16 protein-coding genes are annotated in these 16,013 nt (G+C 39.5%); 1 reads left to right on the top strand and 15 read right to left on the bottom strand.

Features of this window, described 5'->3' with window-relative positions; translation table 11 throughout:
• Positions 1 to 15: 15 nt before the first annotated feature.
• The 9 genes from MHI15_RS10610 to MHI15_RS10650 all read right to left on the bottom strand — a co-directional run bounded on the left by MHI15_RS10610 (position 16) and on the right by MHI15_RS10650 (position 6,620).
• Positions 16 to 879, bottom strand: coding sequence for a hypothetical protein (locus MHI15_RS10610; protein WP_341164404.1), 864 nt, complete (start codon positions 877 to 879; stop codon positions 16 to 18).
• 24 nt (positions 880 to 903) lie between these two features.
• Positions 904 to 1,425, bottom strand: coding sequence for an AAA family ATPase (locus MHI15_RS10615; RefSeq protein ID WP_076186542.1), 522 nt, complete (start codon positions 1,423 to 1,425; stop codon positions 904 to 906).
• Between the two features lie 16 nt (positions 1,426 to 1,441).
• Complete coding sequence (locus MHI15_RS10620; protein ID WP_341164405.1) at positions 1,442 to 2,416, bottom strand: aminoglycoside phosphotransferase family protein; 975 nt, start codon at positions 2,414 to 2,416, stop codon at positions 1,442 to 1,444.
• Positions 2,417 to 2,666: 250 nt separating this feature from the next.
• Positions 2,667 to 3,038 carry an iron chaperone gene (locus MHI15_RS10625; protein ID WP_341164406.1) on the bottom strand — a complete coding sequence of 124 codons (372 nt, stop codon included), beginning with the start codon at positions 3,036 to 3,038 and terminating at the stop codon, positions 2,667 to 2,669.
• 58 nt (positions 3,039 to 3,096) lie between these two features.
• Positions 3,097 to 3,531: a hypothetical protein gene (locus tag MHI15_RS10630; protein WP_076129794.1), complete on the bottom strand. Its 435-nt coding sequence runs from the start codon at positions 3,529 to 3,531 to the stop codon at positions 3,097 to 3,099.
• A complete protein-coding gene (locus tag MHI15_RS10635) occupies positions 3,515 to 3,733 on the bottom strand; it encodes a helix-turn-helix transcriptional regulator (RefSeq protein WP_036681352.1) in 219 nt (72 codons plus the stop codon). The genes MHI15_RS10630 and MHI15_RS10635 overlap by 17 nt, the downstream gene beginning before the upstream one ends.
• A gap of 532 nt (positions 3,734 to 4,265) precedes the next feature.
• Complete coding sequence (locus tag MHI15_RS10640) at positions 4,266 to 4,754, bottom strand: DUF2199 domain-containing protein (RefSeq protein WP_341164407.1); 489 nt, start codon at positions 4,752 to 4,754, stop codon at positions 4,266 to 4,268.
• 192 nt (positions 4,755 to 4,946) lie between these two features.
• The gene (locus tag MHI15_RS10645) at positions 4,947 to 5,351 is read right to left on the bottom strand and encodes a GNAT family N-acetyltransferase (RefSeq protein ID WP_038573410.1); all 405 of its coding nucleotides are present in this window, start codon (positions 5,349 to 5,351) and stop codon (positions 4,947 to 4,949) included.
• Positions 5,352 to 5,825: 474 nt separating this feature from the next.
• Positions 5,826 to 6,620, bottom strand: a complete 795-nt coding sequence (locus MHI15_RS10650; protein ID WP_341164408.1) for a MerR family transcriptional regulator — start codon at positions 6,618 to 6,620, stop codon at positions 5,826 to 5,828.
• A 255-nt stretch (positions 6,621 to 6,875) separates the two neighbouring features.
• Between MHI15_RS10650 and MHI15_RS10655 the strand changes: the two genes are divergently transcribed.
• On the top strand, positions 6,876 to 7,550 hold the full coding sequence (locus MHI15_RS10655) for a DUF4097 family beta strand repeat-containing protein (RefSeq protein WP_341143583.1): 675 nt from the start codon (positions 6,876 to 6,878) through the stop codon (positions 7,548 to 7,550).
• A gap of 401 nt (positions 7,551 to 7,951) precedes the next feature.
• Here the strand turns inward: MHI15_RS10655 and MHI15_RS10660 are convergent, their stop codons facing one another.
• The 6 genes from MHI15_RS10660 to cdaA form a co-directional block, all read right to left on the bottom strand.
• Complete coding sequence (locus MHI15_RS10660; protein ID WP_076129788.1) at positions 7,952 to 8,425, bottom strand: hypothetical protein; 474 nt, start codon at positions 8,423 to 8,425, stop codon at positions 7,952 to 7,954.
• 934 nt (positions 8,426 to 9,359) lie between these two features.
• A complete protein-coding gene (locus MHI15_RS30770) occupies positions 9,360 to 9,485 on the bottom strand; it encodes a helix-turn-helix domain-containing protein (protein WP_445668000.1) in 126 nt (41 codons plus the stop codon).
• Between the two features lie 204 nt (positions 9,486 to 9,689).
• On the bottom strand, positions 9,690 to 11,522 hold the full coding sequence (gene glmS / locus MHI15_RS10665; protein ID WP_076129781.1) for a glutamine--fructose-6-phosphate transaminase (isomerizing): 1,833 nt from the start codon (positions 11,520 to 11,522) through the stop codon (positions 9,690 to 9,692).
• Between the two features lie 640 nt (positions 11,523 to 12,162).
• Positions 12,163 to 13,503 carry a phosphoglucosamine mutase gene (gene glmM, locus MHI15_RS10670; protein WP_076129780.1) on the bottom strand — a complete coding sequence of 447 codons (1,341 nt, stop codon included), beginning with the start codon at positions 13,501 to 13,503 and terminating at the stop codon, positions 12,163 to 12,165.
• Between the two features lie 88 nt (positions 13,504 to 13,591).
• The gene (locus MHI15_RS10675) at positions 13,592 to 15,052 is read right to left on the bottom strand and encodes a CdaR family protein (protein WP_081386458.1); all 1,461 of its coding nucleotides are present in this window, start codon (positions 15,050 to 15,052) and stop codon (positions 13,592 to 13,594) included.
• Positions 15,045 to 15,875 carry a diadenylate cyclase CdaA gene (gene cdaA / locus MHI15_RS10680; protein WP_036681290.1) on the bottom strand — a complete coding sequence of 277 codons (831 nt, stop codon included), beginning with the start codon at positions 15,873 to 15,875 and terminating at the stop codon, positions 15,045 to 15,047. The genes MHI15_RS10675 and cdaA overlap by 8 nt, the downstream gene beginning before the upstream one ends.
• Positions 15,876 to 16,013: the final 138 nt, after the last annotated feature.

Raw genomic sequence — 16,013 nt, forward strand, 5'->3', positions numbered from 1 at the left:
ATCTCCTTAATAGTCTCATAGATTAATCTTATTGTATGAATTTAGTATCATCAAACTCTTTAGCGTCTTATAGGCTCTCCATTCCAACCTCGCTGTTTCACCGGGAGGCTCCCATGTTATCTGCCATCCTCCATCATCCTCCTGTTGGTGTTCTAATACTTTTAAGTGATCAAGAATGGTTTCATCAGAAAATATGCTGCTACAGTAAGAAGTGGGTGATGGCGAAAATTCTAGAGGAGAGAGTCCATAACTGTGGGATGCGGCATCCATACAAAAGAAGTTGGCAGTAATAAGCTCCTTAGATAATTTTTGAAATAATCCTTTGATATAATCCGATTGAGGTAGGCTTTCCAATAAATAAAATGCAGTCAAAATTGTATGCGCATCGTCATATGCTTGTGCGTGAATATCTTCCAAACAAATTTCTGTCGCCTTATCAAGCCAGGAATGTTCTATCCCTTGCCACTTAAGAAGCCCGACAAGACTAGTAAGTCTGCTAAATGATGGCTCTGTAGAAAGAGGGTTACTCCAATGTTCTGCTCTTGGATAGTTTGCTGATGAAGGAAATATTGTTGGAATCCCTTTTTTTAAATCAGCATGCTTTGAAATATAATCACATGCTTTTTGAGAAAGTTCTTCGTCTTTTATGTTACAGTCATATAAAAAACGTAGTGCAAATTCCATGAAAAGTGGCTGACTACCGGGTACCCGTAAATCCGGCTCTATTGCATTTCCAAACCCACCATCTTCGTTTTGGTAGGCTGTTAGTGAAGTCATAACATTGCTCATTGATCCACCGTGGAAAATATATTCAAAAACCCTTCTTTCTAATAATCTGCCATGTGCCCAAATGAAATGGGCTGCTTTCTCAAAATCCATCTGTTCCCCTCCTCAAAATTTAGGCTAAGTATTTAAGTATTCAATGACACTTTTAATATAGGATTCAATCGGTTCCTTTGTATTAACAATATGTATTCTGACATTAGATGGCTTTTTAGCATTTTCAATAGTTTTTAGCAATGTCTCTTCAGAAGGCACTCTTTCAATCTGGCTAATCATTCTTTTTCTATTTCGCAGTCTATTATTGAGCTCATCATAGTCATTTAATAGACATTCTACATATTTATATTCCACATTATATTTCCGGGTCAGATTCAATCCTCTCTCTATCATTTCAGAGTATAAACAAGGGCTATCGAGTATAACATTATGACCTTGAGATAAGTGGAAATCTATCAAAGCCCATTCAATGTCATACGAAATTTTTCCAACTTCCTTGAACCCAATGTTTGCTCCAAGTGATTCCATAAGAGAAGACTTTACAATGTCGTGATCAAGAATAACAGCAGAAGTATGCTGCGCTATTACTCTGGCTAATGAAGACTTCCCTGATCCGGGGTATCCAGACATCTGAAGAAAAAACAACGAGGGCCACTTCCTTTCAGAATAGATTCTTATAAGCATTTATCGATTTCCATATAAGCTCCTCATCCTTAATTCCTTCATGGACAAATAACTTTATTGGAAAAAAGATTCCTTCCATAATCGATAATCTAACGTCCTCCACAAATTGTGTGTACGTGTATGCGCTCCTGATTTTATTGTTAATTGAATGAAAATACAGATCAAAAATACGTGTAGTCTCCTCACTGCCATGAAACAAATCGTGGATAAATAACATAACGAGATCCTCGGTACAAAGCCCAACCTTCACTGCTTCAAGATCAATGATGCACGGCCTTGAACTGCTGAACATCGGATATAATAAATTGCCAACATTTAGATCACCATGGATGCATGTTGTATTTTGATATCTGGAGATACGACTAATATGTTTCTGGGCATTTTCACGCAAGCTAAGTAAACACTTCTCGTAAATACTAAACTGTTCTTCCCCAAGGTTATAAGTCTGGTGCTTTCTAAAATCCAGATAATCTCTCTCCAAATACGAAATATGCTTTAAATAATGCTCTATACTTTTCAAATGCTCGGGATGAGCTAACTCGCTTGTCTCCCAAGAAGCAGAATGAAACTGTGCGATCACATCAATAATGTTTGCTAATTTATCAGATTCAATAGGTACTTCCCAGTCATCTAAATTGTTATGTGTCGGGGTCAGATCTTCCATCAACAATATCCCTTCTTGTCCAACTGTATCATATTTATTAAAAAAGACTCTCGGAACGGATACATCCTTGGTAGAGTAATGATTGTAAATAGTATTTTCAAATGGGATATGATCTGACTTCGTAATTTTCTCTAATAACGACAAAACCTTATTGTCTTTCGTATACACTTCTATTTTATTGAGTGCTGCTCGATTGCGTATTTCTTGTTTTGTTCTTTTAATCTCAAGAATCTCAGGAATACCCTGACCTCTTAATAGCTCTAATAGTTGATCATCGTTTAGTGGCATTTTCATCCTCCAATCTGAATTAGCTCTCGCCTACAGTAGCCATTTGTCTCACTTCCATTTTTCATCATTCAGCAGGTTGAACTAACGTGTATAAATTCGCTTCCAACATTCCGTCCACCTTCCAAAATATTGAATATTTCGTGCTGAGAATTCAAATAAAAAAGACAAATCACATATTAAAAGTGACTTGTCCTCCGGTGCTTCCACATATAAATTTGCTTAAAATGAATTAAACGCTAAATAATACGTTTTATTTCCGCCAAAAAGTTGAACAGTCTGCCTTATCCAAAATATTAAACTCGATCATTTTTTCAAGTAATGAGAAATCAACGGGACTTTCCCACCGGATGCGTAACAACTGCTTGGTGTGATCATAACCTGCCTGCAATATTTCATCAGAAAAACGATTAATTCCTGCAATTTCAGGGGCAACCGCCAAATGATGTTTGGATACACTAAAACCAATAATAAAAGTATCGTGATCGGTAAACATAGGCTGATTCCACGCAACTTTTGGCTTTAAATCAGTAAATTTTCCAGCTACCCAAGCCAAAACTTCTTCCATTCTTTCCCGATGTTGCGGGTTATCAATTTGCGCTAAATATTCTGAAAATACTTCCATGTCATTCTCTCCTAATAAAATATTTTCGAATGGTCTAATTGATGTTACGTCATTCCAATTACATTCTCTTAGCATAATAATTAAACAGGAAAATTCCTAAGGAGATTTGAAAAACAAAAACACCACATAACACAGTGACTACAGTTTGATCTACTCCCATTAAACTAAATACAACAGTTAGAGCCATTAGGATGTAAAAGTTAACAATATTAGTTTTCCAACCCGCTTTTTCTCTTATTCTTATTTTCCGTTCATCATTAGCCTCAATTTTACTCATTCTAACTTTCTCATCATTCTTTATTTTGTTCTGGGGCTTATTAAGCCATAACGAATACACCATATTTCCTACTCCAAGCACTGCAAGGACTGAACCCACACCAATGAGCAAACCGGAAATTCCTTTTAGCTTCTCGTCAGTTAAAATAAATCCACCCATATAAACCATAATAGCACCTGCAATTGTTAAGAGCACCCATTTACTTGCCGTTTTCATTACCCAGCTCCTCCTCGTAAATGAAAATATCTTCAATACTCATTTCAAAAAATCGCGCAATCTTAAATGCAAGAATGATGGATGGGTTATACCGGCCATTTTCAAGTGAACCAATCGTTTGCCTGGATACTTCCAATTTATCCGCTAGTTCTTCTTGTTTAATGCCCTTTTCTTTTCTAATCTCTTCAAGCCTGTTTTTCAATATCTTACCTCCTGAAGCAATTATGGAAAGTTAACTTTCCGTAAGAATAACATATTGGATTATACATGTAAAGCTAACTTTCCATCAGCTGAAGTTGATTGCAATTTAACCCGTGATCTTTATAGGTGTAATGATTTAGGGCACGCCTTGTTGATACTACATCTGTAGAATCGGGCATGAAAAAACGCCACCCGTTAACTCCCTTATAGGAGTACGGGGTGACGTTGAGTGTTTCACGGGCGACAACTTATGAAAGAAAAGTTCAGTTTGCTTAGCCTGCCTCAAGAATATACCCTCCGAAAATTTGCCTTTTGAATAAAAAGTCCCGATGATTATTCACATCATCGGGACTAACGTGTCATTGTCAGCAGAAAATAAAATATTAGACTGTCTCTGTTTCATTGAACAAAAGTCTCCTGTTAGCTTAAACGACATTACACACCGAGTTTAGCATTGCAAGGTTGTCTGCTGGCGTAGATATGATTTAATAAGCTGTCGGCAGCTTCTTCGACTATAGATTCAAATTTTTCTCTTACTGACTATGGTTTATTAAATGAGCAATTTCTTTAACTCTCTCCATTGTAATTCCTTCTCTTTGTTCAACTGCAAGTGGATGATTCATTTGTTCTAATTCTATTAACGGAACAGCACCAACCTCTTGTGTATGCACCATTGTCTTTAACGATAATGTAGTTATTGGATATATTGAAAGTTCAGTCGATAACCAACCAAAATAAGGTTCTTCCGTCTCCCTTCCTTCTACGTGCAATAATTCATTAGACTTCAGAAAGTTTTCTTCACTAAGAGAAACCCACACACTCCATATAAATTTCTCTTTGCTATCGATTATTGGTATTTCAATATGGCCTCTAATAAAGAAATGCTGTTCATCAATTACACAAAAATCTCTAATTAATTCTGTTCTTTTCTCTTCTGGTACAGTGTAAAAATAATATGGTGCTTCACTTCCGTAACATAAAGGAAGTTCACTTAATTCGTTGTTACAGTGAGGGCATTTCATGTTTTCTGCTCCTTATAGTTTCTCGCCGATTTCTTATAACGTCTTATTCGGGAACTTTGTGATAATTCCATCTTTTGAGTATTCGCGAAATTACTGAGTTATCCTGCCCCTCTACTTCAATAAAAACGGCAGCTGATCCTCTGATCGGCTGCCTTCTTGTTGCGATTAAACTATCGTGATCCGTTATTTTAATCATATCAACTCTGAGATAAACATTGGTGTAGCTCCATCCTCTGTATTAAAGCCAAACTTATTATAGAAATCCACTGCATGCGGATAAGAAATTAATACCTTTGTTTTACACCCTTTATATCTATCAAGCATTATATTCATCATTTCCTTACCTATACCTATACTCTGATAACTCGGATTAATAAGCATATAATGAAAATATACCGTTAAAACACCATCTGACAAAGCATTTATTAAACCGACAAGCTTTCCTCCTTCCCAAGCGGTAACAATTGAATGAGACCCTCCGATTGCTTGTAAAAGCTCGTTTGGATACTTGCCAGACTCCCATTCTACCGAAAGAAACAACTCTTGGAGTGCATCCTTAGTGATATCCTCTTTGCTTGAAGCGTAATAAATACTCACCCCTATACCTTCCTTTCATAAAACTAACTACGGCACACATCTGTTTTAAACTCCCATATTTCGATGGTTTTGCAATCCTTACGAAGCCATAAAATAATACCGACAAAGCAATTTCGGATTTATCAAAGTGAAAAAATCACTTTATTTACCTCAATATACTATTAAAAATATGTATAGAAAATGGATTAACTGCAGTGGAATTTGTATTTATTCACATTAGAGAATTCATTAGAATACTTTTTTCACTTAATCATACTATTCCTAAGAGGCTTATAGCGTTAATCTGCCAGTTAGCTAAATAGATAACATTGAACTATAGTTAAATGTTATCTATTTAGCTAATCGGCGAAGTATAACGTTCTTGTCCTCAGCCTGGGGCAAGAAACGTGATTGCTTAATCAAAAAAAAGCCGCTAAATTAGCGACTTTTAATCAAACGATTTTCTCTTCCTAAACCTTTTCCTTTGTATTTAATCTAACATGTGCGTTTCTTAATGAACAGTTGTATCTGATAATCCCACTGCAATATTCCAGTCACAGTAATGTTATGAAGAACAAAATCTGGACACACATCGTATTCCGTCTTTGCCCTTTCAAGTAAATTTTGTAATACAGCATTCTTATTCTCTTCGGTACAGTTTGCACACAGATAGTCCCCTTCTGGTAGCACAGTCAACCCCTCTAAAGACGGATATTTTAAGCAAACAGCAAATAACCGTGTTATTCCTTCAGTCGTGAACATTCCCGCCATATCTTCAAATAGAAATTGTGAATGCAGTGAAGTCTCAATTTGTTGATAGAAATGTCTGTGATAGTCCCATAAATTCTTAAGTGTGGGGCTTTCCATTTTATTCGAAAGCATAATTACCCTTGCCTCTATGTTTCTGATAAAGTAATTTTCACTTTGACTATAACCGTTGTGGAACTTATTTTCATAATGTAGATAGGCACGTTTAATTTTCGATTTTGCATACTGCAGACGAGCAATTTTATCGTCTGCTCTTTTTTCTGCCTGTTTTAGAAATTCAATTACTTTAGAGAGATCATTCTGCTGCAATATATCTTTAATATCCATTAAAGTAAGATCCATTGCTTTGAGCAGTTCAATGGTTTGCAGCTTTACGAGCTCCTGCTCGGAATAGTATCGATATCCCGACAATTCATCTTTATGGCATGGCTTGACTAATCCAATACGATCATAGTGCCGCAAGGTCTCACTGGTCGTCTCTACGATTTCTGCTGCTTGCTTAATTGTAAAATAGTTGTTCATATCTACCCTCTTGACCTTTTTGTAACACAAAAGTTTATGATGATTAAAACATATGCGACTGATAAACGCAACGAAATACAAAAATGATCCGATCCAACTCTTGCAACATATTTGGGTAGACTTTTCAAGATCATTATGTTCAACTCTAATACTTTGTTGCATATCGCAATTTTTTTTGCAGAGCAGCTTAGGATTGGTATTCGTAGGACTGGCTATATTAAAAAGAAAAATGATTTAACAAAGGAGCATTTTATAATGAAAAGTACTGCAAAAAAATTACTAACTACTATAGGCATATTGGTGACACTATTGATATCATTGGCAGGATGCTCCTCCCACTCCACTTCCATGGAGGAAAAAAATTACATCATCCCTGCCCAAAAGATTGATACCTTAACAATTGATGTAAAGGACAAAAAAATAACTATTCTCCAATCTAAAGATGAACAAATTCATATTGTTTACTATGAAAGTGAGAAAGATTTTTACAAGATTGATCTATCTGACGATAAAGAACTGTCAATGGTAAGTGACAGTAATAAGGAATGGAACGACTATATCGGAGGAAAAGACTCGCAAGTAACCAGAACTATTCAGGTATGGATACCTGATGCAACTTTAAAAAATTTGACATTAAAAACATCAAATGAAAATATTGTATTACCAACAATCGCGTTTTTAGGGACAGTGGAAGTAAACATAAATAACGGAAATATCCAACTGGACAAATTGAATGTAGGGACGGCTATAACCCTTGAAACAAAAAATGGAAATATTAGCGGTTCTATTCTAGGGTCATATGATGATTTCGCGATCTTAAGCAAGGTAAAGAAAGGAGATAGCAATTTGCCTGCCAATAAAGAGAATGGTTCAAAAAAATTATCTGCTTATACAAATAACGGCGATATTACCTTACAATTTTCTGAGTAGCCAGTAGTTAAATATTAGCTCGTATGAAGTCAGATACAATATTGAAAGGGATAACCCCTGTTTCACTTTTGAAACTTCTGGTCCTACCTCTTCGACTATTCCACCGGCCTATGACCGATACAATATCCCTCCCTCTTGTAATGGAAAATCACCTTGATAAAGTTGTTAATCTGACCCGTAAATCGATTATCTTATGATGTACCCGAGGGCCAAAATTAAGCTTGATCGTGAATTCCATTAAAATAAGGTATAAGCCGCATTATAGCGGCTTATACCTTCATGATTTTGTTTGACTGTTTTGAACCATCCTTTGGAACTGAATGTATCCGATGCATATAAAAAGTACTACTATCGATATAATTAAAATAATACCGTATATTTAAACTATCCTGCCAGTTAGCTTAATGAAGCATCGTCAGTCTAATCGGGTTTTCATCTGTTTCATTTAAGGTTTCATTTAAGAGCAACGAATTGGGATACGATTTAAGAAATGTTGATTCATCTACTTTTAAAAAAAACTCGCCTTCAAAAATTAGTTGATTCGTATTAGGCCCGATTTGATCTAAATTTCTTGCTATCTCCGATTCCTTAAAGATACTTTGTTTATCTGCTCGCAAGAACATGCCATGAGGTGTATATAGTTGACTATAATACCCTTTTGCGATTTTTGATTCTACGGATTCTACGTTTTTTACTGATTCTACGGATTCTACGGATTTTACGTTATTTGTTGAAAAATTAGTGTTAACAGGATTTTCAACTGTCTTATTTACGGTTTCCATTTCTGGATAGGTGTCTGCTTTTGAATTTGATATTAATGCCACTCCTGAAATAATAGTCACTGCAAAGGCTATTAAATATATTTTTTTAAACATATTATCCCGCCCTTTCTATACCAATAAATTATTTCCTACTTTAAAACATTATATTCACTTAAATGTTGAACGAATGGATAAGGTCCGTAAAGGAAAAAATTAAACTATAAAATGTATTATTTTCCTTATTTTATTATACTACCTTTTAAAGTGCATGTGAACATCAGTTTACTATAATATTAATTTCCTTGCGCAATAATCTCCAATTCTCCTCTATGTAATATTATGTTCTAATAAGTCTTTTAATGTGTAGTCTACATAGACACAGATCAATCCACTTACAAAGAGTAGCCGAAGTATGGTGAAATTATTGAAGAACAGGTGCTTCGGTATCCTGTCCTTTGTTAAACTATTCTCCCTCTATGAGGAATCACTTTTCTCTTGAATGCTCATAATATCTTAGGTTTCTGATTTTATTCGTTCAGTGCAGACGACTTCATGGTGGAATCAAGTTGAAATCGAAGAAAATGTTGGGATGAGGAAAAGCGCAAAAGAACATCTCCTTAACCACAGTCTGAAGAAAGTGGTTACCTAGGAAAAGTATGGTTGCACTTATGGATCTCCACATTCCTCATGGAGGTCAACCCTCCCAAGTCTCACAGTCCACGCCCCCACATTCCTTCATTCAACCTGTCCATGAGGTGGAGGTCAGATATGCTGCCCGACAGGATCTTCGTCCGTATGATAGTTTCGTTCCGACTCATCCGTGCTTTCAGTTGTCTGTATCTCACTGTTTTGGTTCGAACGCTAATGAACTACTGTTTCGTTATGCTGCCGTACTTAAAACATTGAATTGAGGGATATCCTCCCGTTAGTTTAATAAAAAGAACGCTCCCGCGCCTTCGCTTGGGCTGCGTCCTCCTCATTATATTCCATTTCCAATTACCTATTAAAGAACGTACGCGGGTAGCACACCATCAACATATTAACAAAATTAGATATCCTCGTCGAATAACCAGTTTAAATCAACATTAATTTCTTTCCTTAATTCTTTTAGAGTTTCGGTAGAGGGTTTAGTCTTTCCCTGCTCAATTTCACTAAGTCGGCCTTGTGAGATCATCTTCCCCCATATAAAAAAAGATAAAGCCGCCCTGTATTTTCAGGACGGCTCTAGATGTCAGTGTTGCTGTTCCACACTCATTTTTTTCTTAAGCTTTTCAAAACACAACTTTATTGCAATTTTGTTACTCAAAACAATACTTTAATGTTCAGAACAACACATTAATGTAATTAGTCAAACAACTGTACTTTCACATCACCAATTCTACTCCACAGTAACACTCTTCGCCAAGTTACGTGGTTTATCTACATCATGACCCAGCGCAAGAGAAGCATAATAGGACAATAATTGCAGAGGCACTACGGACAAAGCTGCTGTCAGCATTGGAAGTGTTTTAGGAATCACGAACACTTGATCAACTGATCTAAGCAGGTCCGTCAAATGCTCTTGGTGCGTGATTGCCAGCACATCTGCGCCCCGAGCTTTCACTTCTTTGATGTTGCTGACGGTCTTCTCAAGTACAGCTTCCTGAGTTGCCAGGGCAATAACTGGAACGCCTTCTTCGATCAGAGCCAATGTACCGTGTTTCAATTCCCCTGCAGCATAAGCTTCGGAGTGAATATAAGAAATTTCTTTCAGCTTCAAGGATCCTTCTTGAGCAACAGCGTAGTCTACGCCGCGGCCGATGAAGAACAAGTTTTTGTGCTCAGAAATTTGTTCAGCATAACCTTTGATCGCTTCTTTTTGAGCTAGGATCTCTTCCACTTGCTCTGGCAGAGATTGCATAGCTGCAAGAATCTTAGTAACTTGTGCTTCGGTTTGTGTACCACGAACTTCAGCCAAGTAAAGAGCAAACAATCCAAATGCGATCAATTGTGAAGTGTAAGCTTTGGTCGAAGCTACTGCAATTTCTGGACCTGCCAAGGTTACCAACACATCATTTGCTTCGCGAGCGATAGAACTGCCCACAACGTTAGTGATCGCCAATACATGTGCCCCGTTAGCTTGTGCTTCACGCAGAGCTGCCAAAGTATCTGCAGTCTCACCGGATTGGCTTACTACGATAACCAAAGTTTCTGGAGTCACGATTGGTGAACGGTAACGATATTCCGAAGCGATATCATTCTCAACCGGAATACGAACCAAAGATTCGATCATAGTACGTCCTACCACACCAGCGTTGTATGCCGTTCCGCAAGCAACGACTTGAATGTTACGAATGTTCTTGATTTGTTCTTCAGTCATGTTCAGTTCAGGCAATACAACCTTGTTACCTTCGGCATTGATACGACCACGCATGGTGTCGCGGTAAGCCTTAGGTTGCTCGTGTATTTCTTTCAGCATGAAATGCTCGTAGCCGCCTTTTTCTGCGGTAACTGCATCCCAATCGACAGTAATCATTTCCCGAGAAATAAAATTGCCTTCAATCGTCATCAATTCGACAGCATCTCTTGTCAGCACAGCCATTTCGCCGTCGTTCAAAATATATACGTTACGGGTATATTCAAGCAGTGCCGGAATATCTGACCCGATAAAGTTTTCTCCTTCGCCAAGACCGATAATGAGCGGGCTAGCTTGACGCACAGCCACCAGTTTATCTGGTTCATATTCAGTCAGGACGCCTAATGCAAACGCACCGCGCATGAACGTAATCGCTTTTTGTACAGCCTTCACGATATCTCCGTCATATTCGCGAGCAATCAGATGTGAAATAACTTCTGTATCGGTTTCAGAGACAAAGTGGCATCCGCCAGCGATCAGCTCTTCTTTCAGATCCAGATAGTTTTCGACAATACCGTTATGAACTACCGAGAACTTCATGCTGTTATCCGTATGTGGATGTGAATTCTCATCGGATGGTTTACCGTGAGTCGCCCAGCGTGTGTGTCCGATACCTGCGCTACCTGCCAGCGGGCTGTCTTCGAGCTTCGACTGCAGATTCGCCAAACGGCCTTGAGCTTTCACTACTTGCAGTCCTTCTTGGGTAAATACAGCAATACCAGCGGAATCATATCCACGATATTCCAATTTCTTCAAACCCTCAACCAAGATCCCCTGCGAATTCTGATTACCAATATATCCTACAATACCACACATTATAATTTCCCCCGTCCGAGTTATCGTAATGTGGCGGCATAAGGAAAGAAACGTGCCGTGCGGCATGTTTTTGAGAAAAAGCAAATATTCTGTTGTATTTTAGGATCAACAAAATAAACTGTCACTTACATTCTAATGTTCATGAAATGCACAGCCTTCTCCTCTGCCGTGGCAGAAATAACGTGTTTCCTTCTGATGCGCGCACACATGAATAATATAATTTGTTGCACCCATGAAAACGTTGTGTGAAAGGTCGCCCTTTCATTTTCCGTATCCATTTACGGCTCTGGTGCATCACCGGGAGGTCCCCGCCGAACATTTCGAACACCTCCACCTCGTCAGCTTACGTCTGCCGTGATCCGTTCAAGCCATAGCCTACATAACAAGTAAGCAGCTTTCCCTTCTCCCCCGCGCTAGACCAAGCTCTGGCGCTTGCTATTGCTAACCTCACAATCCCCGCTTTCCTTCTAGAATGACACTTAATCTATTATATGCACCTTGTAGTACTTTGGCAATGGCGCATCAACCTAAATTTTACAAAAGCAGTTCAAACGATCCAATCCTAAAATAAAATAACACTGGTGCAACGAGTCCGAATCGCTCCCGCTCACTGCACCAGCCTCATAGTTAAGGTAATGGATTATACCAATTCGCGTTGAACTACTTCCACAATTTGATTCACATAAAGATCTAGATCTGACTTATCTGGTCCCTCTGCCATAACGCGGATTAGAGATTCCGTACCTGACGGACGTACAAGCACACGGCCATTGTCACCTAGCTTACCTTCCACTTCAGCGATAGCCGCTTCTATAGCCGGGTTATTAGGATAGTTAGTCTTATCCTGTACACGAACATTAACCAGCACCTGCGGGTATTTAGTCATCATACTCTTAACTTCGCTAAGCTGTTTGCCTGTAGCCTTAAGCGTATCTACCAGCTGAATAGCTGTAAGAATACCATCACCAGTTGTATTGTAATCCAGGAAAATAACATGTCCAGACTGTTCTCCACCTAGATTAAAGCCCCCACGACGCATTTCTTCCATAACATAACGATCCCCTACAGCTGTCTTAGCAGTATTCAGGGATAATTTCTCGGTAGCTTTATAGAATCCGATGTTACTCATAACGGTTGATACAATCGTGCTATCCTTCAGCTTACCTGCACGGTTCATGGCATCACCACAAATACAAAGGATAAAGTCGCCATCGACTTCATCACCGTTATTATCAATAGCGATCAGGCGGTCAGCATCTCCGTCAAAAGCAAGTCCCAAATCGGCTCCATGACGCAAGACTTCTTCACGCAAAGTCTCTGGATGTGTCGAACCAAATCCATCATTAATATTCAATCCATCTGGCTCAGCCCCGATAGAAATAACCTCAGCGCCAAGCTCTCTGAACAGTCTTGGAGCAAGCTCATACGCTGCGCCATGCGCACAGTCCAGTACAACCTTGATTCCCTTAAAGTCCTGAGAAATGGTAGTTTTCAAATACTCCAGATAAAGATACTTAGCATCATTATCTACGGTAACCATACCTAAACCCGAACCGATAGGACGTGGCAATTCATCTACCTCAGCATCCATAAGCTCTTCAATGCGCAGTTCAGTTTCATCTGTAAGCTTGAAGCCATCCCCACCAAAGAACTTAATGCCGTTATCCTCTACAGGATTGTGAGAAGCTGAAATCATGACGCCTGCGTCTGCTTTTAACAATCTCGTAATATAAGCAACAGCAGGGGTACTCACTACGCCTATACGGATTACATCGGCTCCAATAGACAATAAGCCCGCTATCAGCGCGGATTCCAATAAAGGACCGGAAATACGTGTATCCATTCCGATAACAACCTTCGGTTTATCCAAGTTACCCGCTAGTACATATCCTCCACAACGGCCAATACTATAAGCCATTTCTGCAGTCAATTCACGGTTTGCTACTCCCCGCACACCGTCAGTTCCAAAATACTTCCCCATTATTTTTCTCCTTTGAATACGCTACGTTAGCTTAATGTACTATCATATGAATTGCATACTATTTTGGTGTACCTCTGGGCTCAAAAGATTACGTCCCGCCTGTACCTACAGGATTCTCGGAATTCGTACTTGTGTTAGCTGTGCCGTTATTCTCCGGATTGCTATCCGTCGGGACAGGCGTTGGTGTTGCTCCACCAGCCTCTCCACTATGCGTGGGCTTCTCCGTAGGTTCCACATCGCCTATAACAGGTTCAGAACTCGGCTCAGGAGTAGTCACACCCCCCGTATCTGGATGAGGCGTAGGGACTGGTGCTGCAGGCGATAGCAGCTGCACGGTCACTGTAAGTGGCACCCCTGCATTGGCTAGTGCGATGAACTTGGGTAATGATACCCGCAAAGAAACCTCGTGAGTTCCAGCTGAAAGTCCGCTAACATCAGCCACAACCCCTATATTTTTCTTATCAAGTTGATCAAGTAAAGCAGGTGCACCCTTTAAGGTAAGCGCAATTTCCTTGCTTGAAGGATTAACAATACTTCCTTCCAAATCATCCCCCACGCCTTGGAGCTTGATGGGTACCGCCTCAATCGTCCGCTCAGCAATTTCTGAAATGGTTAATGAAACATTCACAGCTTCTGGCATAACTTTCTCCGTTCCAGCCGGTGCCTTCAGATCCACCTTCACTTGTTTCGTCCCCGCAGAATCTATTGCACTAAGGTCGACTGTAGCTTCATAAGCAGATAAAGCTTTTAAAGCCTCTGCTTGTCCATACACTACGACCGTTTCCTGCTCAGGGGTCACTTTGGATAATACAAGTGAATCTGGAAGTTGCCCAGTAAAGCCAATCTCCAGCGGCACACTCTTAAAAGGTAAGGTAATCGGCAATTCCACAGATACAGTAGAAGGCTCAATTACAGCATTTTTAATTTCATTTCCGTTATTATCATAAGCGTGTAGCTTCAGCTTTTTTTCTACAAAGGTTTCGTTCTCACCGTTAAGCTCAATAGTCCCTTGTATCTTGGCTACCTTGCTTAGTTCATTATCCGCAAGTGTCACTTTTACAGTATCTGTAGGCTGCAAGACAGGCGTGCCTATTTGATAGCCCGCTGCAGGTTTTCCCTTTGTAACCAATGTTATGGGAAAAGACTTCGTGTTTCGCGGTTCTACATGTACAGTAACCTCTTTAGGATTCATTCTTACCAGAGATACACCTTTGGGTAATTTATAGTAAAGTGGCAACGTGGTGTCCCCAGGTTCAACCTTACTCAGATCAAGCATCACTTTATAGTCATCCGAGAACTGAAAGGAGATATCGGAATTTTTACCCGCTACCTCCAGACTGACACTATCGACAGCCAAGGGTTCAAGGACATATTTGTCCTCGTCAAGGCCGGTCACTTCAATCTTCACATTCTCAATAGTTTTTGTTTTAATATCCACTGTTGTCTGTCCAGAAGGCGCAGTATCGACATGAACCATCGTAAACAAAATGATCCCAAACACAAGGGCCAGAATCTTATTGAAATTGTTATTGTTCATCCACTTATCCATGATTCTTGTCCCCCTTCCGTTTCCAGAAAGTTGAACCCTTCTCCTTCAGCGATGAGCTTACACTAAGCTCTTGATGGAGCTTCGATATCATAGATTCTTCCTTAATGTCTCTCACGATCTGGCCATTGATGGCAAGGGAAATCTGCCCTGTCTCCTCTGAGACAATGACAGACACCGAGTCCGCAACCTCACTTATTCCTATAGCAGCGCGATGCCGGGTTCCCAGTTCTTTGCTGATAAAAGGATTCTCGGACAAAGGCAAGTAACAAGCAGCCGCAGCAATCTGATTTCCCTGCATAATAAGGGCCCCGTCATGCAGAGGTGTATTGGGAATGAAAATGTTAATGAGCAATTCGGAGCTGACCAGGGAGCGCATGGGTATACCTGACTCTGTATATTCGTTTAGCCCCGTCTCCCGCTCAAAAACGATTAACGCCCCTATTTTTCTGCGAGATAAATAATTCACGGCTTTAATCACTTCGCCGATTAACTTACTGATCTCTTCGTCACTTTCTCCAGCCCGTCCGAAAAATCTGCCCCGTCCAAGCTGCTCCAGTCCCCTTCGTAGTTCCGGCTGAAAAATAATAAAGACAGCTAAGACCCCGAATGTAAACATTTGATTCATTAGCCATTTAAGTGTATACAAGTCCAAGATTGTGCTTACCGCCCAAATCAAGACCAGAACCAGTATCCCTTTTAAAAGCTGAATCGCCCGCGTCCCGCGTACCATATTAAGCACTTTATAAATAATGTAACTGACGATTAGGATATCAATTATATCTTTAATGGAATCTTTCCATGTTAGCTCAGTAAAATAACTCATTGCCTAAAACCCCCGTCATTTCAAATTAGCTGGGTTTATGTAAAATGTCTGTTAGCTCTGTATCATATCTAGGTTATAACGTTCGGGCTTCAGTTGCAAGTTTAGTCCCTCAATCCTTTCCAAAACCACCCAATTTAA

The organism is Paenibacillus sp. FSL H7-0918 (assembly GCF_038007025.1).
Taxonomy (GTDB): domain Bacteria; phylum Bacillota; class Bacilli; order Paenibacillales; family Paenibacillaceae; genus Paenibacillus_AQ; species Paenibacillus_AQ odorifer.